We start from the raw sequence: 22,447 nt of genomic DNA on the forward strand, positions 1-22,447 counted from the left end.
GTAGGATTTATTGTTTTATGGTGTGATAATCTTCTCTTGGAAGGATATTTTCATTGCTAAAACATAATTAAAAAAATCGTTTCACCGAACTTCACTCAATAAAGCCTGATGAACTAGACTTATATAACATCAATGTAATTATCGGTTACAAATACGATTTTATAACATCCCCGAAACGAATAATTTTGGGAAGAAAATTTACATCTTCGTATATTCCAATGATCTTCAACGTTGGATACGCTCCGGATATCCATTCAAATGAACCCGGGATATCTGCCGATTCTTTTATTTTTCATTTCGTTTTTCACTTTCGCACAAAAAGAAAAAAAGTATTTCCATCGAACAACGACATTCACTTGATGCTCTCGGCAATCGCTCATCCTAATCTTTCAAAGAAGATCGAATCTGCGTAAATGGCATACGGGAGATGGAGTTATTGCTTAACTCTGGGTGCGGGAATTGGCCACCTTTTTTTAATGTTCCGGGCTGATGTTTTCAAAAGGGAATGACCATTACCGAATGTCTGAAATACCGCCCGAATTAAATTATGAATGTTTTCGACTATATGACATGGGCTGGTACGCCGCGCCGGAGGGAGTGCTGATGTCAAGGAGAGATGGATTCCTCATTCGGTTTCACTATCTTAATTAGAAAAAAACCACACCCTTAATCGCAGCTGGCTTAAAACTTTGGCTAAGGGTGTGGGAACAGAAATAAATGTCGTCTTTTAAAATGTTCTACGGCAAATTTTCAAGTCTTGTATATGCTCAACTTTACTGCTTATCCTGTTTATCTCCTTTAATATTTCAAAAGGATATTTCTCCTGATCTTCGCACAAATAAATTTCGTTCAGGTGTTTTTCTAGAATCTGCAAACTATCTGATGGCCAATAGTTCTTCTGAATTGAGGAATCTGGCATTGAATTTATCAATACATCGAGCCGTTGCCAGTGCTGTTGCATATCCAGAAAAGTATTCTGGGCGACTTCAAACTGCCCACGACGGCATTCGTTGCCAAGGTGAAAAAGGTATTCGCTAATCTTAGATATCCCTTGATAAAATCCCGTTTCGTTACGACTCATTTTGCTAACCGGTGACGTAACTGCACCCTGATTCTGTAAATACGCGATTGTTGACAGCATGATTAAAATTATTATGGCTAATATAGTATTGGAAAACTTTTGCATTCGATTTAAGACATATGCATATATAAACTAAAAGGCTAATCCAAATCACATTTTGAAACCAATGCCAGTTTCGCAATTCAGCTGCTTCACCATTACTTTAATTTAATTGAGTTATCTTATTATTACCGTCCAAGTGCTAATCCGATGCCAATATTTGTTCTAAAACCGAAAGAGGTTTCTGTACTTTTCAATTGGTCTTTGAAGTTGTAGGAAGTATTTATGTCCAGATATCCGCGCCGAAATACGCGAAGCTGGAAGCCTAACAATGGACCCGCCTGGATTATGTTTGTTTCGCTTTTTAAGTCTTCCCCTGGAATCTGCCAGCCGCTATGTTTGCCCTTATAATAGCTATATTCGGTATTTAATCCGGTATACCAACCTGAAAGTCCATTTCCTCCCTTACCTTTTTGCCTCTGCCGTTTTTGTAAAAAATAATATCTTGGCTGTACAGAAAGAATTAAAATCTTTTCTCGCGAGTAGACATTAGCGTAAGGTACTGTCATTGTAATTAGTTGATCAGTTTCATTATATCCTATTGTGACATCGTGATCATATCTGATATAATTGAAACCATTGTTCATTGCGGCATCCAACTGCGCATTGATAGTCCAGGGAGAGGTTTTGATCTTTCGCTCGAAGGCCACACCTGCTCTGATCCTGTTCAGGTAATAGCCAACAGTAATTTCAGGAAGCCGGATTTTCCATTGTTGCCCTTGGAATTCGTCACAGAACAGGATATCACAAAAAGGTGCGGTAGCTGATTTCTTCCAATCTCCAATAGCAAAGCCAAAGCTGGCTTGCGTTGAAAATTGCAACCCAAGGGTTCCAAACCCATAATTGTAGTAATCAGAGACGGGTTTGAATACAGCAAATGAAAAGTCCATGAATCCATGATTCAAGAACCTTCTTTGAAACCCAAGTTTAAGTCCTGCCTTGGGATCATTATTGAGTGTTCCTGGAATATTGTAAAAGAGGGCCATATAGTTGCCGCTGAAATTATTCGCACTTTTTCCCAATTTGATTCTTTTACGCATATTGACAAACCAACGCAGCTGCGCGTCTAATACAGTATTTTGAATAGACTCTTTAACGGGTCTGTGAACTCCATACAAGGGGAAATGACCTGATAATGCCAATGAAAATGCGGGAAGAAATTTAACCTCATAACCGACGTGAAGCGACAAGTTATTCAATGTCTTATCATCGGTCAATGGATAAGGTACCGCCTGATAGTATTGTGATAAACCAACTTTCAGCATATGCCGTGTAGGCACCTTCGTCATGAAAACGTTCTCATACCTGTCAATAAACCGTTGTTTTACAAGCGTATCACTTTCCTCTTTAAAGAATATTCTCGTGGTATCCTGCGCGAAGGATATGTTTATAAGCAAACTAAAAAAAATCAGGGCTACTATCTTTTTCATTGGATCACGTCGATATTTTTAAATGTTGTTAAAATGCAAATCCAAGTCCCAAATTGCCGCGAAAACCCAACGAACGCTCATTCTTATTCACTTCATTATGAACATTATAAGAAATATTTAAATCTACATACCCATGCTCAAAAAGTCTTTGCTGGAAACCGGCTAAAGGACCATAACTAATAACCTTTCGTTGAATAACCTTGTCTCGCTTAAAGATCTCATTATGCCTGCCTGAGTAGAAGTTATATTCCGTGTTTATTCCAGCGTACACACCGGACAGTCCATTTCCACCTCTTGCCCGCAACCGTTGCCTGTTTTGAAGAAAATAATACCGGGGCTGAGCTGCAATTATCATTGACATTTCTTTTGAAAGGAACCTATCGAAAGTACCGTAAAAATCCGGATAGCGGATTTTCTCCATTTTCATATAATTATAACCCTTGCTCAGACCGATATCGAATTGAACGTTTAAAGAAAACGGGGAAGTTTTAATCTTACGCTCGTAGGCAACACCAAGTCTTATCCTATTTAAATTGTAACCAAAAGTTAGCTCTGGCAATTTTATTTTTAACTGGTCGACAACAAATTCATCACACAGTAACAGATCGCAAAGCGGAGTCTTGTCAGCCTTTTTCCAATCTCCAAAGGCAAACCCAAAATTGGCCTGGGACGAAAACGCCCAGTTATCAAGAATCCCATAATGAAACCAAGGCACTTCCTGTTGCAATGCAATCGCAAAGTCCATGAATCCATTATTAAGAAACCGTCTTTGAAATCCTAATTTTATTCCTATTGTAGGATTGTCTTGAATAGTACTGGGCAGTGTATAATTTAAAGCAAGATAATTTCCACTAAAATTGTTTGCACTTTTCCCAACTTGAATTCTATTGCGCATGTTAAAAAACCATCGCAATTGTGCATCGATGACACTGTTTCCCCAAGCTCGTCTGAACGGAATTTCCTTACCATAAAATGGGATGTGCCCGGAAATTGCTACGGAAAAAGCCGGTAAAAATTTAAACTCATACCCCACTTGTAGTGAAGTGTTATTCCACAAAAAGTCATCATGCAGTGTGAAAGGAATAGCCTGATAATACTGCGAAATCCCAATCTTAAACATATGCCGCGTCGGCACCTTCGTCATGAAAACATTGTCATAGCGGTCAATAAAACGCTGATTTACAAGCGTATCCGGTTCCTCTGTAAAAATGATCTTTGTTGAGTCTTGTCCTAATGCTGATTTAACTAAAAATAATGAAATCAAAAAGAGGATAATTCTTTTCATGGCCAATTGTTGAGGGTAAGCGAGAGACTTATCTGATTGTCAGGTTGCCAAATTCGGTGCTGATCTGCACATTCGCCAATTGATTTCTGGAAAAAAATGCATCCTTAAAATCCGGCGTATTTCGTTTCCATTTGAACCCGTTGGGTAGTTTCATTGTCGTGTATGCGCTGTTGATATCGTAGTCAAAGTGCTGCCAGTTTTTCGTAATCATGGTGACTACTGCCTTTTTTGACTGGATCGAAAGGCTTGTCAACCCGGCGGATGGAACGATTTCAACATTTCCATAAAGAGTACTCATGCGAATAGCCCCGGCGATGTTTTCCAGTTGCAGATTGGTATGATCACTGGTAAAAGAAAAAGTTCCTGAAATTTCGATGGCTCTAAGTTCTCCAAAAGTTGTTTCCAGAAGTCCCTTTCCTTTAATATTTGCAAGCGAGGTCGTGCAAAAATCTGCACTCAGTTTTAAATTATTTGTCAGCCCTTTCATCTGAATGGTTCCAAAAGTATTTTTCAGATCAACCGAACAATTAGAAGGAAGGTGAATGGTATAACGCGCTTTCAGATTTGACGAAGGCTTACTTTCTCCTTCCCGAAGTAAAATGTAATTTCTCAGAAAGTAATCCTTTCCGCTGCGCTCTGCTACATATTGAACTTTACCAAGATCCGAGGCGGCCGTGCGTTTATCAGGATGCCTGGCCGAAAGCTCCATCAAAACGGTAATTTCCGCTTTATCCCAGGAGATAAGTTCAATATCTGCTTTTTCTGCATTAATGTAAAGTGTGCGTATAGTGCGTGCTGTCACGGTTTTTTCAATCGATTTAGTCGCCACCTGCAATATACTCTGGCTATAAACTGATTGAAAACCGTTGACAGCAACCCAATAAAAGAGGAGTACAAGAACCGTCAGTTTTCGAAAAATATTGTTATATAATTTCATGATACCGAGTTAAATCATTTTAGCCATTTCATTCAAAACTTCCGCTTTTTCCCGCTCTACAACACTGAACTGACGCACCAATTCGGGCTCCGTATTATATTCTCCCATGGCTTGCTGCAATTGCTCTGCGGCTGTCTGAAGCGTCTCATATTCATGCTGCAGCCGCCTAAAGTTCTGATTACTGCATACCGTCGTCTCAGCTTCACAATAGGCTTTCAATTTTGCATATTGTTCATCAGTAATCTGCTCGTTCTGAGGTTGCAGCCGCTTGTCGATCAACTCCTGCGAAAAGGCAATACCAGGGGCCGAATTTTCCCGGGATATCCACAGTCCGCCGATGCCTGCAACGAGCAATACGGCGGCTGCAAACCACCAGTTCGTATTTTTCAATTTTGAACGTGAAGCTTTATTTTCAATACTTTCCCAAACAAATTCATCCGGTTCGAATTCCGGCAGCTGCCCCAAAGCATTTTTCAATGGAAATTCATTGAGCTTCCGGTCAATTTCCGTCCAGACAAAATCTGACGGGCCCGAAGACGGAAGTTTTGCGAGCATTTCTTTTAATATGTTAATATTCTTTTCCATAAGTTATTTCGATGTTAGCATGCTTCGTAACTTTCTTTTTGCATGAAAAAGCTGTGACTTAGAAGTGCCTTCCGAAATATTCAGCATCGCGGCGATTTCGCGGTGTGTATATCCTTCAATTTCAGCCAGCACAAAAATGGCCCGAAACCCGTCGGAGAGCGATAAGATCGCCGTTTGAAGATGGGCCACATTCATATCAACTTCCGCCCAGTCTATATTTTCGCAACTCTCTTCTTCGATGTTTTGCCAGATGACAATCTTTTTCTTTTTCGTCGACTTTCTTATGACAATCTGCTTGATCCAGGCGCCCAGCGTCGCATCTCCTCTGAACTGGTCGAGGTGTTTAAAAACTTCCAGAAAAGCATCCTGCAATACATCGTTTGCGTCATCATAATCCCCCGTGATGCGGTAAGCAAGTGTGTACATAGCGTTTTTATAACGGTCGTACAAACGCCGCTGGGCAATCCGATCATGTAACAGGCAACCAGTAATCAATTCTGCCTCCGTCGTCATAGGGAGTTTTTAAGTATTTGTTTTAAAGAGGCAGGCAGCATACCAAATGGTTGTATAGTGCCAAAATATTTTTTTCAGAACTGCTAAAATGAAATTTTGTGTATCCGGATACACTTTTATAAGTTCGGGTAAATATTTAATTTTATCATGCCGGACAAATTAAGGTATACTTTTACCGGTAAGATAATATCACTGCCATGAACCTTTCACTCGAAACTCCATTTAAACTTCAGCTTTGCTTTGACCAGGTTATCGAAAAACTTGAAAAATCAGCTGCTGATTCGACAAATGAATATCGGGCTCGCGACCAGGCTTTGCTGGATGAAGTTCTGCAATATCCGGAGTTAAGAAATGGAATTACGGATATGTCCCAGATTAATGAGCTCGAAGATATTATTGCCCGACTGCTTGCTCCCTATTTCGCCAAAGATCTTACATTAAATGAGATAAAAGCGGTTAATATCCCTTATGCACAGATGGTATTCAACCACACGCAGCGGTTTAAAAATATTTTAAAAGCTGCGGGACCTGATTTTAATGTCCTCATACGGGATTTTGATGAACACCAATTCTACGTCATCAGCTGCTGTATGATATTGTATGAGCATTACGGGGCAAGTCTTGATTTCAACCGGCCATTTTTTTATGATATTCCTACCGCGAAAGGAATAATAAAACATTACAGGATACTGTACAATGCTGATTTCCTGGAAATTATGCCAACTGAAAGATCACTTCCTATTACGCAGGAGGATATCGATTTGCTGATGGATAGCTATGACAATCTGGATTTGTGGAAATCGAAATTTCCGAAAGACAGCTGGCTGCTAAAAGGTTTTTCCATCATGACATTGTTTGATGCTACAATCGAAAGTGCTGTTTCCCTGCTCAAAGAAAAATTGCTCGCGATTAACGCAGCCGGTTTTCGGAAGAGCATAGAATCCATTTTCCAGTCCATTTATCAAATACCTGGAATTCAGGTTGGTTTTACTGTTTTCAATCATGAAGAAGATAAACTGAGCCCGGACACATTTGGTCAGCAGATGCCGAGTTTTATTTTACAACACAATAAATCCACCGATGTCAGGAAGATGCTTTGTGACAAATCGAAGGAGATGCTGATTGTAAAACAACAGGATTTTGCAGTTTCCGACACCGAAGATTTTCTGGCAAACAATCCTGAAAGTCCCTTAGCCATCAATTTTTTATCCCAAAATATACAGAGTTTCATTCTGGCTCCGATAGCCAAAAACGGCCGATTATTTGGTATACTGGAAGTTGTATCACACCGGAAAAAAGAATTGCATAGTGTCAATGTCAAAAAGCTTGAAATCGTCATGCCTTTTCTTGTTGACAGCATCGAAAGATTGGCTTATGAGCTTCAAAATCAGGTTCAGGCAGTTATTCAGGATAAATACACTTCCATTCACGAAAGTGTTCTATGGAAGTTTCATTCAGAAGCACAGCAACTGATCGACCACCGGCAAGTTGGAGAAGAATACGATCTGAAGGAAATTACTTTCCCTGATGTTTTTCCATTATATGGTCAAATCGATATCAAGGGCTCTTCCGAAGCACGCAATTCAAGTGTTCAGAAAGATCTGAAATATCACTTAAAATCCTTACTGCTGCTTTTGCAGGAATTTGATAATCATAACGAAACGGCCGGATTATTCCAGGCGGAAACCGAGCGAATAACTAGTTATCTTGCCGAATTGGCACTCTCTGTGAAGGCAAGTACTGAACAATACATAAACAGCTATCTTGAAGGTGATATCCATCTCAAACTGTATAAAATATCTCATCCTGAACTGGCACCACTGATTCAAAATTACTTTGCCCAAACCCACAAAGAAAACGGAGATTTTCATATTGCGCGCAGAAAATATGAAATGACAATTTCCAAAATCAATAACAAGGTTGCAGCTATTCTTGACAAAAGACAAACAGACGCGCAGTCTGTTTATCCACATTACTATGAAAGATTTAAGACAGACGGTGTAGAACATAATCTTTACATCGGACAATCGATTGCCCCAAAAATAGCGTTTCACCTAGATAAGCTTTATGCGATCCGTTTGTGGCAGCTTCGCGTCCTTTGCGAAATGGAAATCGCCCATTCGCACATTAAACCTTATTTGCCCTATCCACTAGACGTAACGACACTGGTTTTAGTCTACCATTCAACGATTGACATTCGATTCCGAATGGATGAAAAACGCTTCGACGTACACGGAAGCTATAACACACGATTTGAAATAGTAAAAAAACGAATCGATAAAGCATGCATCCTGGGTACAAACGAGCGTATCACACAGGTAGGTCATGTCACGATTGTTTACTCCAACGATAGTCATAAGGAAGAGTATGTCGGATATATTAAGCTACTCCAGGCAGAAAATTTGCTGGAAGATGTAATAGAAAAATTTGAGATTGAAGATTTACAAGGTATTTCCGGTCTTAAAGCTTTGCGGATAAAACTTTTCCATCAATAAAAATGAACAAGTTTGTCTGTTTTAGATAATCAAAGCGAACTACAATATCTGAGAAGCGATCTCAGCGCATCCTGATTATTAAAGTCCACATCATTTTTCCGAAAATAATCCGACAGCGCGCTTCTGTGTTTCCCGTAAATTTTCATAAAGTTGGATTTTTTTGCAAGATGAAATAATCGGTTCTGATCAATGAGAAAATAATCAGTTTTGTATTTATATTCTGGTTTTGCGGTCGTATTTTGCCAGCGAAACTCTCCTGTCTGATTAGAGATCAATAACGAAGTCGGTGTAACACTTTCAGGATTCGAAATATATTTTTGCTCTGATGAATTTGCTTTACTGCCTTTTATTACCAAATGCGTCTTTTTTGCTAGTAATACCGTCCCAAATTCCGCCACCAATTCCATATCACCTTGACCTTCCTGTGAATAAAAAATACTTTCATTAAGAGCGATGTAGTCTACACGCGACTTGTTGGTTATAATGAGCGTATCCTTTCCATTAGAGATGAATTCAATCGCGCCGAGAAGGTAATTGTAATTCAATTTAGCCTTCGTGAACTTTCCGTTCTTAAAATGCACTTTTCCATCCTTAAATTCATCAAACTGGTACTTCCCTTCTGCTGAATGACTAAGCTCAGGGCAATTATGCTTTGCCTTCGCGACAATAAAATCAGGTTGTAAAAAGGCTATAACCAACAATAGTAGAACAGGTGTCTTTTTCATGCCCAGGCTGTTTAGATTTGATAGACTCGTTGGAATTCAAAAGCAAAATGCACGCTAGCTATTATTTTTTCTTACTTCAATGCAATTTTAATGATCTGCTATAAGGATGTCATTTTTAATTTGTTATACTCTATTTGCAGGAAATAAAATTATTTTTTAAATACTTATTAATTAAAACCGGTTCGATAAAATGTTTAAAAATCAGGTCGTCGGTATACGTCATTTCTATACGATACATCACAATTTATTAACACCACACGTCTCAGTATTATCGTAATATTGCGTCTTTATCAGACCGTAATAATTGATATTAGCAATGAAAGCCAAAATGATCAGACTTACTGCTTTATTTGTCCTTCTATCTTCCGTTTGTTCTGTCAAAGCACAGGAGAAAATGAATGTTTTGAAGCTGAAATCGCCTAAGGATTTACATGACCTTTTCAGATATACAGGTAATGATATTATTTTGATTTCCGGGCATCGTGGAGGTATGGTTCCGGGTTTCCCAGAAAACTCCATCGCGACATTTGAAAATACACTCAGACATACGCCGGCGTTTTTCGAGATTGATCCGCGTTTGACTAAGGATAGCGTGATCGTGTTGCTTCATGACGCAACTCTGGACAGAACCACTACCGGAAAAGGAAAGTTGTCAGATTATACTTTTGAGGAATTGAATCAGTTTCGTCTGAAAGATGCTGAGGGAAATGTTACAAAATATTCTATTCCAACGCTCACAGAAACCATTGATTGGGCGCGCGGAAAGACAGTACTAAATCTGGACCATAAAGATGTTCCACTTCAAATGACGGCAGATTTGCTTCGAAAACACAATGCGGATGCCTTCATGATGCTGACTGTTCACAGTTCTTCGGAGGCAAAATTTTATCTGGCAGATAATAAAGACCGGATGTTTTCAGCTTTTATCAGAAACAAAAAAGAGTTTGAGGACTACGAAAATTCAGGAATCCCATTTTCTCAGTTAATAGCCTATATCGGCCCGCTGGTCAAACCTGAAAACCTGGAATTATATCGGCTTCTGCATAAAAAAGGAACTATGTGCATGATTTCTTCGGCATCTTCATATGACAAACTAAAAGATCCGGAAGAAAGAAAAGGGGCATATGTTTCCATTGCAAAAGACGGAGCATCCATTCTCGAAACCGATATGCCGATTGAGGCTGCGGAAGCAATTCGTGATTTCCAAAAAGCGGGTAAATCCAAACAAAAATTCTTTGGCAGAAAGTAAGTTTCTGACTTTTAGTCGAGTTCGGTGTAGCCGTCGTCTCCAAGAATATCATGCCCATTATTGTCATGAAAATCTTTAACAATCGCTTTCTTTTCCTCGAAACTTCGCGGATCGACGCTCACAATTATTCCGCCTTCCTTCATACTGTCACCATAAGAATCGGTATGATCCTCCATTAATTTTGAGGCTTTTTCCTTATCAATCTCCTCTTTTACCTCTCCGGGTTTCGTAATCGTTATTTTTTTAAATAGTGTTTTGGAAATCGCAATACCAAGCCCGGGCAACGAGATCATAGAGGTGATCGAAATAATGGCATCTGCGATTGCGTCCGTCGCTTTTTCGACGGCCGATTCCGGTTTTTCGACATCATCGGAAGTCTGAACCACTTCGTTTTCATGTTTGCTCAGTGTCTCATCCGACATCAAAACTGAGATGTCATCAGGCGTATGTCCGCGTCTGATCAGCGCATTGTAAGCGTTATCAGCATCTATCTTATTGAAAAATACCGCTGAGACTGTCCCAAGAGAACCTGCCGAAAAACCAGAATTTGCCATCGATGTTTATTTTTTCTGTAATTTATTGATTTAATCATTCAACGGAACAAGATCTTCTTCCCGAAAAGTATTTTCTGTCGGCTCACCATTTTCGTCATCAAATTTACAGCGTACTTCTCCGTCTATGTTGCTGATCACGGTCATTCCAGTGGTTCCGGTTTTTTCCTTCACCCAGGTTCCTTCTTCAAATTTTGGACTGCTCATAATTCGTTTGGTTTTATGTTATTTATTACTATCTTTTTTCTTACCTTCTTTATCCTTGTCTTTTTTGTCTTTGCCGGCTTTGTCCTTACTATCATTTTTCGAGAAGATCTTTTGCAGGAAAGTCTTGTTTTCGTCTTTTCCGACTTTAACCGACCCAATCGAAATTTCATTATCAATCGCCGGTTGCAGCGCATGTATAAACGCGTTTTGCAACACATTCGACAAAGCGTACCAGACATTTGTCTGAGGATCGGCAAGATCTCCCTTGAATGGGATTTTCGTCGCAAGCTGATCTTTCGGCTGATTTTCAAAGATCTCAGCTACTGTTCCTGCTGCGCCTTCCCACAATTTTTGAAGCAGATTATCTTTTCTGTCCTCCTTTCCCAACACATCAAGATCTTTGATGATCGGCTTTAAATAACCCGCAAACTTCTTCTCCTTTGCTGCAACTTCTGTATACAAACCAAACGTTCCTTTATTCACGTCAATTTTGGCATAAGCCTGAAAAAAATCATTCAGTTTGACCATGTTTGTATTTTTCAGCTCGGCACTCATATCAAAGGTCGGCGAAACGGCCAATGGATTCGCCTTTGCATCGAAAGTTAAAGTTCCCTCATATAAATTCGCCGATGCATCGATTGTAGCAGGTAAGACAACCGTCGAATCATAGCTGTTTGTAAGGTTCTGAGCCAGGATGTGAAGTTCGGTCATCTGGAGATCAACTTTCGGCTTCGTCGACTCGTCGATATATTGCACTTTCCCGTTAATAATCTCACAACGGTTGATTCGAAGCGGCATAAAATCATCCAGCAGCTCTTTCAATGCCGAGGAGTCTTTTGCAACATCCTTCGGCTCTACCTTGTCTTTTGTAAAACGGATCGTGGGTTCCTTCAAAGCAACTTCTCCCACAATGGATCCTTTGAACAAAGATTTCCATTCAACAGACAGATCAATAACCGAAGCCGCGAAAAAAGGCGTTTGCTTATTAGTCACCGTATCTCTTTTATCCAGATAAATACTGTCAACCTTGTACGCGCCGCGAATGATCGACAGGTCAATATCTTTAACATGGCCATAGTAACCTTTCATAGTCGCCAGGTTTTTGTTTACCAGATGAAGAACCACATAAGGCAACACAAGCCTAGCAATCACGATCAATACGATGAACCCAACAAAGAAATAAAATGCTTTTCGCTTGCGATGCCTTGGCTTACGCGTTTCCATAGTCTGTTCGTTTCGTGGTAATTTTAACCGCTAATCCCGGTCGAATAAAATCGTTAATTGTTTCAAAAAGGATTCATTTTCAGTCGTAATTTGCCCGGGTACAAGCCGCCAGAGCCAATTATCATCTCCTGAACCAGGACTATTCATTTTGCTGCTTTCATCTAAATTCAATACATCCTGAATGGGCAAGATCGCCGTTTTCGCCACCGATGCATAAGCAAGTCTTGCCATAACAGCGTAAATATTTTCTTCCTTTAATGGCATCCCCACATAACTTTCGAGCCTGGTTTTGGTCTCATCATCAATATCTTGCCTAAACCATCCCCTGATTGTATTGTTGTCATGCGTGCCAGTATAAGCGATAAAATTCTCTTTATAGCGATGAGGAATATATTCTGATTGCGGCATATTCTCCTCAAATGCAAACTGCAACACTTTCATGCCAGGAAGATGCAGTTTGTCGCGTAGCTCATAAACTGCCGGGCTGCTCTCGCCCAGATCTTCTGCTACAAAAGGCAGACTTCCAAGAGCATTTTGTAGTATCTCGAAAAACTTATCGCCGGGACCTAATTTCCACTCTCCGTTTTCAGCTGTCTTTTCACCACCCGGAACGACCCAGTAATCTGCAAAGGCACGAAAATGATCCAGACGCACGACATCAAAAAGTTCAATATTCTTTTTCAATCTATCGATCCACCATTGATAACGTTGTTTTTTTAGCGCATCCCAGTCAAAAACAGGCATACCCCATAGTTGTCCGCTTTCTGAAAAAGCATCAGGAGGCACACCGGCCACGCCGGTTATTTTTCCATGATCGTCCAACAAGAATAAATCTCTGTGTGCCCAGACGTCAGCCGAATTATAACTTACATAAAAGGGAAGATCTCCCAGAAATTCGATGTCGCTCTCATTACAATATTTCCGTAGCGACTTCCATTGCTTATCAAAAATATACTGCACCCATTTCACAAAACGAATTTTTTCCGCATCCGTTTTTGTCAAGTTTCCCAGTGTTTCAGTATCCCGAAGTTTATACTCGTCCTCCCACTCGATCCAGGGCTTTCCGTCGTGATGATTTCGTATCACCATATAAAGCGAGAAGTCATTCAGCCATTCTTCGTTTTCTTCACAGAATTTATCAAATTCATCTACGAAAGATGAATCTTTCCCCTCATTAAAAACGGCATATGCCTTATGCAGCAGTTCCATTTTGATCCTTTCTGCTGAACTGTAATCTGCCTTATCTGTCGTCGCCAGATGATAACCAGAAAGATCAACATCTGGTAGCAATCCATCTCTGGCTAGCACTTCCGGACTGATTAGTATCGGGTTTCCGGCACGGCTTGAAAGGGCGCTGTAAGGCGAATTCCCCTGCGAAGATTCCGTCGGGTTCAAGGGAAGCAACTGCCACACTTTTTGATTACTCCGATGTAAAAAGTCGGCGAATGCATATGCCTCGGGACCCATATCACCTATTCCGAAAGGAGAAGGTAAAGAGGAAATATGGATTAAAATACCCGCATTCCGCTTCTTATCCACTTTTGTGCCTTTTAATATCCCAACTGGCAGATTTGTAAATAAATTCCCCAGTGCAATTTTATGCTGAAATTCTTGCTGATTTCCTGACACCAGATTTTCCCATTCGCTATTGAGCCCTTCGGGCAAAATGACACGTGTATTTCCCCAATCAAGTTCGAAGAAATCTTTATTTTGTTCCTTACAAAGCGAAGCAGTGTTCAACGGTACAACCGTAACAATAACCGATTGTTTATAAGACCTTGTAAAAGCCAGAAGGTTATTTTTGTAAACACCTTCAACTTTTAAGGGTGTATATTTTCCCTCTGCAAAAAGTGCGCTATTGTTCCTGCGTAAATCGAAAAGCTGATGAGTCAACCACAGTTTGACTGCTCCATTATTTCTGTTTTCCCAGAGCTTTTCCAATAATCTATCCTGATCTTCATAGTCGTCAAAACTTTTCAACGCTTCGGATCTTTTTGTAAAATCAACTTTCCGGCGGTTATCAGGATCAACCAAGCTTAAATCCCACATTTCACACCCCTGATATACATCTGGGATACCCGGGCATGTGAATTTCAATAAAAGCTGACTTAAAGAATTGATAATTCCATAATCAGATATTTTCCCCTGGAACGCTGAAAATTTCCCCCAAAATGGATTCTGTTTATTTAACAGGTTTTTTGTAAAAGTCCTGACCCCGGCTTCATATTCCTCGTTTGGTTCAGTGTAGTTCGTTTTCACCTTAGCTTCCCGAAACGCTTTTTGAAGATATTCTTCGAAGCGGCTTCCAAAATCGTCTTCACCTTCACCAGGCATCGGATACGCTCCGAGAAGGTTTTGATAGATAAAATATTCGTCATTGATATCCGGCGTCGAAGGCGCTTCTTTCAGCGAAGCATTTATTTTTTGCCATTCCCTGACATTCGCAAACCATTCTTCACTGAGGTCCGTCAAAACGTTCAGGCGGGCACGCACATCCTCTCCCCTCTTCGTGTCGTGCGTAGATGTTGTATTCAAAGACAACGGCCAGTGCTTTTTCCGGTATTTCATTTTTTTATGAAAAGCCTCCACAGAAATTCCAAAACTTTCAGGAGAATCACCCACATCGCTGTGACCGATAAAGCGGTTATAGGTATACATCAACGTATCTTCCCCACCCTTCGCCATAATCGGACCGGTGAACTGCATACATCTATGATAAAATTCCGCTAATCGTTGATTGTAATCTTCTACGTCGCTCTCCGAAACAGAAAAGAAACAAGATTCCAATAACTCAATGGCATCAGAAAGTTGAGGATGAATCGCTTTTACTTCCGTAAAAATATTTTTTAAAGCTGACTTCTCGTCGTCTTCGAAAGGTAAAGAACCATAATAACGGTAGACAGAACAGTGAATCAGAAATTCACCTATCGCATTTTTTATATTTTCTTTGCCCAGTTTTTCTATACGCTCCTGTTCCGTTAAATTTAATTCAACGAATAGCTGATAAAGATTTTCGAGCTCACCACCCATATGCTCGTAAAGAATATATGCTTTCTTCTCTAAAAGTTGCGTTTGCGCCGACTCCTGCTCAAAGGTTAACTCGTGATAAAAATCTGTGAACTGTTTTTCTGCCGAAGCCTTCGTGAGGACATTGTTGACTGTCGCCAGAAATTCATAACCGGTAGTTCCCTGAATCGGCCATTGGCGGGGCATCTCTTCATCCTGACCTAGAATTTTTTCAACGACGACATAAGTTTCATCTCCCGTCAGTTCCCTGATTTGTTCAAGATAAAGGTCTGGGTCATACAATCCGTCGATATGATCGATACGTATCCCCTGAAAAATTCCTTCTTCGATCAGTGTCTTAGTTAATTGATGGTATTCCTGAAAAACTTCTTCATTCTGGATATTTAGGCAGATCAGGCCATTAACGGTAAAGAAACGGCGAAAATTTATTTGCTGTTCGGTTTTTTGCCAATGACATAAAGCATAGGTCTGGTTGTCCACAAGATCCAAAAGCTTCGACTCATCATTATTGATTTCGGCTAATTTTTCATCAAGCCAGAGTTTGACGTTCCCGTCAGTCAGCAGTGATTTTAGCTGTAGAAGAATTTCATTCCATCGCTGCGAAAATAAGTACGAATCTTCGATTTCCTTTGCTTCCTGAATTTGAGAAATAATCTGTTCAACGGCCTGGCTTTTAGAAACCGGTTCCGAAGATAATATTTTCAGATAAGACCTGGGATTAACAGGAAAAACCGAGTCTTCATACTTGATCACCAGACGGTTTGAATCGTATTTCAATTTCACTTTTCCATCCCTTATCAGTTCTTCCAGATCCGATCCCAAAAAGGGCACCATTAGCTTTCCCTGAAACAACCTGCTGTTCCAAGCTACGTCAAAAAACGTAGAATACATGGATTTTGTGCCCTTTTCGAGCATATCCATTAGCCATGGATTTTCTGAGTGGAAAGCCATATGGTTAGGTACAATGTCTTGAAGCCATCCCATTTGTTGTTGCTTTAATTGCTCACTGATTGACTTCAACATGTCTAAATTGCCAATTTCAGGATCAATTTTATTTGGATTTACACCGTCATATCCGTGCATGCTGCCAGCCGTCGATCTGAAAACTGGTGATGCGTAAATGGTACTTACTCCCAGTTTTTTTAGATATGGAATCAGTTTTTCCAGGTCGTTAAACGTAAAATCTTTATGAAACTGTAATCGATATGTAGCGATTGGATTATTCATGCTCGTTGCTGTAAAGGGTAAAAGATTCTGGAGGTAAAACCAGGGAAATTTCTTCTGAAATAGTTCTTGGCAAATCTTCTGTACCTTTCCATTTCAGGTCAGATGAAGCGAGTAATTTGTGCCAAGTCGTTGCAAAAACCGGAACTTTAACCTGTTGCGGTTCTTTTGAAAAATTCATCATACAGATTGTATGTTGAATTTTATGTTGTCTTTGTAAAACAATCACACCCTGATCAGCCGTATATTCGACAGAGACATCTTTCCGGTTCAAAATATGCAGAGCCGCGTGCTCCTTTCTGATAGTGATTAATTTTTTATAATAACTGAGCATCGTTTTATGCGGCTCCTGCCCGATTAAGTCCCATTGCAGTTTTGAATTTTCAAAAGTTTCCTCTGACATCGGGTCTGGCGCATCACCTTCTATATGGAATGCTTCAAATTCTTTCTTTCGGCCTTTCCGCACTGCCTCGGCAAGTTCAGGATCGGTATGGCTGACAAAGTACTGAAACGGGTTACTCTCACCATATTCCTCGCCCATAAACAGCATGGGCAGATATGGGCTGACAAGAACCGCTCCTGCAAGCAATTTCTGCATTTCAAAACTCACCAAAACACTCGTTCTTTCGCCTAACATCCGATTACCCACATGATCGTGATTCTGGGAAAAAACAATAAACTGCTGTCCTGGATTTTCCGCTGCCTTTACTCCGAATTTTTTCTTACGGTGATCTGAATACGAACCATCATATACGTAAGCATCTTCATACGATTTTGCCAGCGAGACTACGCTTTCGAAATCTGAGTAATATCCGGTTTTTGGTTGACCGGAACTCACACGTAACGCATGATGAAACTCGTCAATCCATTGCGCGTCCAGCCCGAAGCCACCCTTGTTGATAGGATTAATATACCTTGTATCATTGAGGTCAAGCTCAGCGATAAGATAATGATTCCGCCCGGTTTCGCGGATCAGGACGTCAACATGCTGCTTGATTTCCTGTAAAATATGAACCGGACTAAAATCTTTTATCGCATGAACTGCGTCCATCCGTAGTCCGTCAATATGAAAATCACGAAACCACATAAGCGTATTTTCGATAAAAAACTTCCTTACATAATCACACCAGGCATCGTCAAAATTGATCGCGTTTCCCCATGGCGTATGGTATTTATCGGTAAAATAATGCCCAAAGTTCTCAAAATGATTTCCTTCCGGACCAACGTGATTAAAAACCACGTCAAGAACGACGGCCAGACCTTTGTTATGGCAGGTATCAACCAGCATCTGCAGACCCTTTGCACCGCCGTAGGAATTCTGAACACAAAAAGGGAAAACACCATCATATCCCCAGTTTCGGTCTCCGGAAAATTGAGCAACAGGCATAATCTCGATGGCTGTGATGCCCAGATCGATCAAATAATCCAGCTTTTTCTCAATCTCTGCAAATGTCCCTTCCTGCGTAAAAGTACCTGTATGCAGTTCGTAAAATATATAATCTTTAAGCGGAAAATTTCTCCATTTGTCATCGGTCCAGCCAAAATCCAGAATGTCGTATGCCTGCGAAGCCCCGTGCACACCGTCAGGCTGTGATAAAGAAGCCGGATCAGGAAACTGAACTTTTCCGTCGAGCTGGTAGAAGTAAAGATCGCCAGGCTTTAAGGTTTCTGTTGTTAATGTCCATAATCCATAACTGTCACCACGGAGCGGCTCGCTTCTATCTTTATTAACATAATATATCTCGGCACATTCGACCTTGGGCGCCCATAAGGCAATCTCGGCTTTCCCCTCTTTGTTAAAATTTACTCCTAATCTGCGTTTTTCTACATCAATTTCTTCCATAGGATTTATATAGGACTGAATTTTTTCTGAGTCTCAGTCGAGTCTTCCCTGATAAATTACTGTGCCAGTCTGCTAATCATCCCGTGTTAATTGTTGTCACATAAGGTTTTTAATAAAAAACAGGAAAGCTGAATCAGCTTTCCTGTTAACCACCTACGAAATCACACACTACTTGAATCGAAAAACCGCCTCAATCTTTCAGGCCAGATAGTTATCCGGCTTACACAATCCTATTTTTTTGAGACAAATTTGCTAAACCGGCTTTCCTTTCCGTCGGCTGTTTTTTCCTGATATAAGAATTCCAGATTGCTCTCATCGAACTTGGCAAAAAAGTCATCCCAACTTATCTCTTCCAGCGTATCTTTTCCGGAATATCCGGGAAAATCAATCCTCAGAATTCCCGTTTCGTCCTTCTCCTCCGTTCCTTTAACGGTTGCAGGTTTTCCTCCACGCGCTTCAACCCATTTCTGGATTTTCTTATGATCCGTTGTTGTTAATGATTTCGCACTGCCCGAATCCTTCGCCGCGCCGGTCTTGGTAGTACTTTTCTTAGCCGAAGCCTTAGCCTTAGGTTTGTCCGTTTCAGAAGACTGTTTTGTATGTTTAACTGTTGCTGTTGCCATGACGTTAAAGTTTTGATTTGCAGACATAATTAAAAAAAGTATGCCTTAAAAAAACGTATATTCTATTTTTTCAAAATTTTATTTTACAAGATTACCTAACCTGAACCGGGTCCAAAAGGCAACATAAATATGCTAACCGGAGAATGCTAAAACCGGATATTACGAATAAAAAATTTTCAGATTATCCGGGTATTTAGTCTTTGACGTATTCCCATTTTTCGACATCGCTCCGGTTGTGGGTAGTTAATTCAGCAGAATAGATTTCGATATACATTTGATTTTCGAGATCAAACTCACCGTCTCTCCACTGGTCATCATCAATTCGCTTAAACTTCACTAAGGCACCGTTGTCGGGAGTATCTGATGGTTTCATATTCTTTGATTAAAGTTTATCTATCAAATACAAATCAAAATAATGCCAGCACAATTTTGAATCACTTAATTGATTTGCAATCAATTCATTTCAAAAATACTTGTGGCACAGCTTTTTAACAGGGTAAAGCCTAAACTTTTAAGGCATGGAGGAGAAAGATTATACCGGCACAGTTCCCGAAAAATTTGATGGGGGGAATATTAATGCTGAGCGTGTTGCGGAACTGCATAATATCGCCGCTGCAAAAGCATTGTTTATTGCGGCGCGAAAAAGATTGCTGGATGTAAATAACTGGAAGGAAATCTCCAAACAACCCATAGCAGAATTCAGCCTTACAGATTCCAACGGTAATGAGGTATCAGGTCCTGTTCAGGAAGGCATGTATTTTCGGATTGATATCCCTGGTCCCGGCACTAAAACCGGCAATGGTTTCGATTGGGTCCTTGTTGAAAAAATAAGCGAATATCAGCTGGAAGACATCGAAAGTATAGGAATAAGAGTTCGTCCGGCGTCAAACCCCAAAAATATGGATCAGGAAATCGCTCATTTTTACTCACCACAGACTACAAGTACATTTACAATTACTAGGGAAAACACAAAGGTTACCGCAGCTGTTTATGACCGGAATACAAAAGCCAACACGGACGATCTTGGTTTTCTGGACAAGCTCAGAAATATGCTGACAGGAGCAGTGGGAATTCTCGCATTTTCCAAAATTCAATGGGAGAGCCTAACGGACGGCTTGATAAAAGATAATAACTGCTAAGACATAGTCTTGCTGTTGTTTTTGTATTTTGGCAGGCTCTATCTTTTAGCTACCCTGGCCACATCGACCAGGTTTGCCCTTGTCTGATCGATCAGCACTGTTTTGATCAACTTCCAGGTGCACATCTTCTTTTGTAGACTTTCGTTCCACCGCATTGCTTTGCTTATATCTGCGGTAGTCACTCATTTTTTCACAATAAATGACGCTATCAAAATCAAACTCACACCAATGAGCAAAGCCAAACCAGGATACACAAGTAGCTTATAATCAAGCTTAAATTTCTTGATCGAAACGAAGGAACCGTAGATAAGTCCGACGAGCAACCCTAATATCATCCACATTATAACGGGCGGGATACTTTGAGAGATGAACAACAAGTTATCGACTGGAACAAAGAAAAATGCGCTCAGCTTACCCAGAAAATTGCGCATCACGTAAACCACGAATACGATCAGCGCCAATACCACGAATACTGATTTCCCGTCTTTCATATCTTCTCGTATTTTTTAACCAGACTGAAAGAAAACACGCCTCCTAAAATAAACATAGCGAATAGAAAAAATGACAACAGGGGTGAATTACCGAGCACGTCATCGGGGTTCCCAATTTCAGGGTTATGAACCAGCCAACCCTTATAATCTAAAAAAACACCAAGGAGAAATCTGAAAGCTCCGAAGTAACATGCAGTCATAAATCCGTACAAAACAAGCTTAGTGATATATGCTTTCTTAGGGAAAATTACTTTTATTTCAACAGGTACAGTAATGTCTTCATATACTGAAGAAACTACAAGTTCCAGATTATAAAGCTGATCTTTTTGAAATAAAAAAGTATCAATTACAATGTCAATGTTCTCTCTCAACTTGCCTTCCAGATTGTTGAATTCCAGGATATCCTTACTAACCGAAATCCCTTCTTTGAGAAATTTGAAATAAAGTTTTACTTTGACATATCCTTCATTTTTCAAACTAATGCTGATTTGATGATTTAAAACAGCGCCGCCATTTACGGATAAAAGCTGCACTTTTTCCTGATCAATTTTGAGCCTTGGTTTATCCGAAAGCAGATTGATAATATGAAACAAAGCCTGAACCATTGCAAGCCTGATTTCACGTTCCGAATAATATCCGGCATGCGAAAGAAAGGCATAGCTGTCGGTGATCTGATCATTCCAATCTTCTTTCCCTATCCCCGTAAACCATTCCTGGATATTTTTAGCAGCCATGGATTCGGCCACGGACAGCCAGATAGAAAAGTCTTTTTTTGCATAATCCGCCAGTGCATCAGGCGTTAAGAACCGATGATTTTCTATATAAAATGGGAGCGTCGAATCCGTCTTGTATAAAAATCTCAAAAAGCTGTTCAGATCATATTGTGTTGAAAGATTTAAGGCAACAACCGGATCCGCTTCCTGAATCCAGATTTGAAGTATCCCTTTTCTGTAAGATTCCAATAAGGCATGATATCCTTGCGGAGTGTCACAAGCTTTTTGTAATAAAACAGATACATCTGAATACAATTCATCCTCAAACCGAAACGGCAAACGTGGATTTAACTTGTAAAGAATACGTAAATAACGTTTTTCCGAATCAAATTCCTCCTCAATAATTCTGGCAAATTCATCCGCCCTTGTCGCGCTTTTTGTTAAGGCTGTGACCAGACCAGGCAGGTAATTTCCATTTCTTAAAAAATATTTCGCATCATCCCTATTATTGAACGAGATATCAGCCAATTTGCTTAGAGAACTGGCCTTTTCACCAAGCCACTCCACTTCGATCAGACTTTCTTTATATTCCGGCCAGACCACATCTGTCATCCATTTATTCTGAATGGATAACGGATCCGGGTGATTGATCTCACGTGGTTTAAAATTTCTTTTGGTTAATTCCGCAACTATGTATTGCTCGACAATATTTCTATTGATACTGTCGCCGACCAAGGAAACGATTTCTTCAAACTGATCCGTGGACAAAATTCCTTTTCTAATAACCAGTTCAAGTTTTGTATTAATTATCTCATACGGCCGCCAGTCAATTTCTGAATAAACCTGTTGAATCAGCTGATTTAATTGTCCGAGATTAAAATCAAGTTCCCTTCCCTCGTATACCAGATTAGGATATTCGGTAATCTTTATATCTCCATGATTTAATATCAGCAGATCTTTTAACTGCTGTTTCAGACTTTCAATTGACGCCATTATTTTCGAATAT

General features: G+C 40.1%; 19 protein-coding genes. 3 read left to right on the plus strand and 16 right to left on the minus strand.

Annotation, left to right across the window (positions count from 1 at the left end; genetic code table 11):
- Window positions 1–727: 727 nt before the first annotated feature.
- The 6 genes from BMY70_RS09725 to BMY70_RS09750 form a co-directional block, all read right to left on the minus strand.
- Window positions 728–1,141 (minus strand): hypothetical protein, encoded by a 414-nt coding sequence (locus tag BMY70_RS09725; RefSeq protein ID WP_143072076.1) that lies wholly within the window; start codon window positions 1,139–1,141, stop codon window positions 728–730.
- A gap of 167 nt (window positions 1,142–1,308) precedes the next feature.
- Entirely contained in the window at window positions 1,309–2,610 is a 1,302-nt protein-coding gene (locus BMY70_RS09730) for a hypothetical protein (RefSeq protein ID WP_090334987.1), read from the minus strand.
- Between the two features lie 28 nt (window positions 2,611–2,638).
- Complete coding sequence (locus BMY70_RS09735; protein WP_090334988.1) at window positions 2,639–3,895, minus strand: hypothetical protein; 1,257 nt, start codon at window positions 3,893–3,895, stop codon at window positions 2,639–2,641.
- 28 nt (window positions 3,896–3,923) lie between these two features.
- Window positions 3,924–4,832 (minus strand): DUF4097 family beta strand repeat-containing protein, encoded by a 909-nt coding sequence (locus BMY70_RS09740; protein ID WP_090334989.1) that lies wholly within the window; start codon window positions 4,830–4,832, stop codon window positions 3,924–3,926.
- Between the two features lie 9 nt (window positions 4,833–4,841).
- Window positions 4,842–5,417, minus strand: coding sequence for a hypothetical protein (locus BMY70_RS09745; RefSeq protein WP_090334990.1), 576 nt, complete (start codon window positions 5,415–5,417; stop codon window positions 4,842–4,844).
- A 3-nt stretch (window positions 5,418–5,420) separates the two neighbouring features.
- Window positions 5,421–5,930, minus strand: coding sequence for an RNA polymerase sigma factor (locus BMY70_RS09750; RefSeq protein ID WP_090334991.1), 510 nt, complete (start codon window positions 5,928–5,930; stop codon window positions 5,421–5,423).
- Window positions 5,931–6,127: 197 nt separating this feature from the next.
- Here BMY70_RS09750 and BMY70_RS09755 point away from each other — a divergent pair, with 197 nt between their 5' ends.
- Entirely contained in the window at window positions 6,128–8,425 is a 2,298-nt protein-coding gene (locus tag BMY70_RS09755; protein ID WP_090334992.1) for a GAF domain-containing protein, read from the plus strand.
- A 29-nt stretch (window positions 8,426–8,454) separates the two neighbouring features.
- On the opposite strand, the gene BMY70_RS09760 is transcribed toward BMY70_RS09755, so the two are convergent.
- Complete coding sequence (locus BMY70_RS09760; protein WP_090334993.1) at window positions 8,455–9,150, minus strand: hypothetical protein; 696 nt, start codon at window positions 9,148–9,150, stop codon at window positions 8,455–8,457.
- A 316-nt stretch (window positions 9,151–9,466) separates the two neighbouring features.
- Between BMY70_RS09760 and BMY70_RS09765 the strand changes: the two genes are divergently transcribed.
- A complete protein-coding gene (locus BMY70_RS09765) occupies window positions 9,467–10,399 on the plus strand; it encodes a glycerophosphodiester phosphodiesterase family protein (protein WP_090334994.1) in 933 nt (310 codons plus the stop codon).
- Window positions 10,400–10,410: 11 nt separating this feature from the next.
- On the opposite strand, the gene BMY70_RS09770 is transcribed toward BMY70_RS09765, so the two are convergent.
- From BMY70_RS09770 to BMY70_RS09795, 7 genes are all read right to left on the minus strand, one after another.
- The gene (locus BMY70_RS09770; protein ID WP_090334995.1) at window positions 10,411–10,953 is read right to left on the minus strand and encodes a hypothetical protein; all 543 of its coding nucleotides are present in this window, start codon (window positions 10,951–10,953) and stop codon (window positions 10,411–10,413) included.
- A gap of 30 nt (window positions 10,954–10,983) precedes the next feature.
- The gene (locus BMY70_RS30850; protein ID WP_177196995.1) at window positions 10,984–11,157 is read right to left on the minus strand and encodes a hypothetical protein; all 174 of its coding nucleotides are present in this window, start codon (window positions 11,155–11,157) and stop codon (window positions 10,984–10,986) included.
- 18 nt (window positions 11,158–11,175) lie between these two features.
- The gene (locus BMY70_RS09775; protein WP_090334996.1) at window positions 11,176–12,381 is read right to left on the minus strand and encodes a DUF748 domain-containing protein; all 1,206 of its coding nucleotides are present in this window, start codon (window positions 12,379–12,381) and stop codon (window positions 11,176–11,178) included.
- Between the two features lie 30 nt (window positions 12,382–12,411).
- Complete coding sequence (treY, locus tag BMY70_RS09780) at window positions 12,412–16,635, minus strand: malto-oligosyltrehalose synthase (protein WP_090334997.1); 4,224 nt, start codon at window positions 16,633–16,635, stop codon at window positions 12,412–12,414.
- Window positions 16,628–18,475: a malto-oligosyltrehalose trehalohydrolase gene (treZ, locus tag BMY70_RS09785; protein ID WP_090334998.1), complete on the minus strand. Its 1,848-nt coding sequence runs from the start codon at window positions 18,473–18,475 to the stop codon at window positions 16,628–16,630. The genes treY and treZ overlap by 8 nt, the downstream gene beginning before the upstream one ends.
- Before the next feature lie 230 nt (window positions 18,476–18,705).
- Entirely contained in the window at window positions 18,706–19,098 is a 393-nt protein-coding gene (locus BMY70_RS31265; RefSeq protein WP_229209554.1) for a hypothetical protein, read from the minus strand.
- Window positions 19,099–19,291: 193 nt separating this feature from the next.
- Window positions 19,292–19,471 carry a hypothetical protein gene (locus tag BMY70_RS09795; RefSeq protein ID WP_090334999.1) on the minus strand — a complete coding sequence of 60 codons (180 nt, stop codon included), beginning with the start codon at window positions 19,469–19,471 and terminating at the stop codon, window positions 19,292–19,294.
- Between the two features lie 145 nt (window positions 19,472–19,616).
- On the opposite strand from BMY70_RS09795, the gene BMY70_RS09800 reads away from it, so the two are divergent.
- Window positions 19,617–20,237 carry a hypothetical protein gene (locus BMY70_RS09800; protein WP_090335000.1) on the plus strand — a complete coding sequence of 207 codons (621 nt, stop codon included), beginning with the start codon at window positions 19,617–19,619 and terminating at the stop codon, window positions 20,235–20,237.
- A 182-nt stretch (window positions 20,238–20,419) separates the two neighbouring features.
- Here BMY70_RS09800 and BMY70_RS09805 read toward each other — a convergent pair whose 3' ends face one another.
- Window positions 20,420–20,728 carry a hypothetical protein gene (locus BMY70_RS09805; RefSeq protein ID WP_090335001.1) on the minus strand — a complete coding sequence of 103 codons (309 nt, stop codon included), beginning with the start codon at window positions 20,726–20,728 and terminating at the stop codon, window positions 20,420–20,422.
- Window positions 20,725–22,434, minus strand: coding sequence for a hypothetical protein (locus BMY70_RS09810; RefSeq protein ID WP_090335002.1), 1,710 nt, complete (start codon window positions 22,432–22,434; stop codon window positions 20,725–20,727). Before BMY70_RS09810 ends, BMY70_RS09805 begins: the two co-directional genes overlap by 4 nt.
- Window positions 22,435–22,447: the final 13 nt, after the last annotated feature.

The organism is Dyadobacter koreensis (assembly GCF_900108855.1).
Lineage (GTDB): Bacteria > Bacteroidota > Bacteroidia > Cytophagales > Spirosomataceae > Dyadobacter > Dyadobacter koreensis.

What these genes read in the sequence shown, in the direction of transcription:
- BMY70_RS09725 (WP_143072076.1), bottom strand. Translation starts at nt 1,141, where the DNA reads ATGCTGTCAACAATCGCGTATTTACAGAATCAGGGTGCAGTTACGTCA.
- BMY70_RS09730 (WP_090334987.1), bottom strand. Translation starts at nt 2,610, where the DNA reads ATGAAAAAGATAGTAGCCCTGATTTTTTTTAGTTTGCTTATAAACATA.
- BMY70_RS09735 (WP_090334988.1), bottom strand. Translation starts at nt 3,895, where the DNA reads ATGAAAAGAATTATCCTCTTTTTGATTTCATTATTTTTAGTTAAATCA.
- BMY70_RS09740 (WP_090334989.1), bottom strand. Translation starts at nt 4,832, where the DNA reads ATGAAATTATATAACAATATTTTTCGAAAACTGACGGTTCTTGTACTC.
- BMY70_RS09745 (WP_090334990.1), bottom strand. Translation starts at nt 5,417, where the DNA reads ATGGAAAAGAATATTAACATATTAAAAGAAATGCTCGCAAAACTTCCG.
- BMY70_RS09750 (WP_090334991.1), bottom strand. Translation starts at nt 5,930, where the DNA reads ATGACGACGGAGGCAGAATTGATTACTGGTTGCCTGTTACATGATCGG.
- BMY70_RS09755 (WP_090334992.1), top strand. Translation starts at nt 6,128, where the DNA reads ATGAACCTTTCACTCGAAACTCCATTTAAACTTCAGCTTTGCTTTGAC.
- BMY70_RS09760 (WP_090334993.1), bottom strand. Translation starts at nt 9,150, where the DNA reads ATGAAAAAGACACCTGTTCTACTATTGTTGGTTATAGCCTTTTTACAA.
- BMY70_RS09765 (WP_090334994.1), top strand. Translation starts at nt 9,467, where the DNA reads ATGAAAGCCAAAATGATCAGACTTACTGCTTTATTTGTCCTTCTATCT.
- BMY70_RS09770 (WP_090334995.1), bottom strand. Translation starts at nt 10,953, where the DNA reads ATGGCAAATTCTGGTTTTTCGGCAGGTTCTCTTGGGACAGTCTCAGCG.
- BMY70_RS30850 (WP_177196995.1), bottom strand. Translation starts at nt 11,157, where the DNA reads ATGAGCAGTCCAAAATTTGAAGAAGGAACCTGGGTGAAGGAAAAAACC.
- BMY70_RS09775 (WP_090334996.1), bottom strand. Translation starts at nt 12,381, where the DNA reads ATGGAAACGCGTAAGCCAAGGCATCGCAAGCGAAAAGCATTTTATTTC.
- treY (WP_090334997.1), bottom strand. Translation starts at nt 16,635, where the DNA reads ATGAATAATCCAATCGCTACATATCGATTACAGTTTCATAAAGATTTT.
- treZ (WP_090334998.1), bottom strand. Translation starts at nt 18,475, where the DNA reads ATGGAAGAAATTGATGTAGAAAAACGCAGATTAGGAGTAAATTTTAAC.
- BMY70_RS31265 (WP_229209554.1), bottom strand. Translation starts at nt 19,098, where the DNA reads ATGGCAACAGCAACAGTTAAACATACAAAACAGTCTTCTGAAACGGAC.
- BMY70_RS09795 (WP_090334999.1), bottom strand. Translation starts at nt 19,471, where the DNA reads ATGAAACCATCAGATACTCCCGACAACGGTGCCTTAGTGAAGTTTAAG.
- BMY70_RS09800 (WP_090335000.1), top strand. Translation starts at nt 19,617, where the DNA reads ATGGAGGAGAAAGATTATACCGGCACAGTTCCCGAAAAATTTGATGGG.
- BMY70_RS09805 (WP_090335001.1), bottom strand. Translation starts at nt 20,728, where the DNA reads ATGAAAGACGGGAAATCAGTATTCGTGGTATTGGCGCTGATCGTATTC.
- BMY70_RS09810 (WP_090335002.1), bottom strand. Translation starts at nt 22,434, where the DNA reads ATGGCGTCAATTGAAAGTCTGAAACAGCAGTTAAAAGATCTGCTGATA.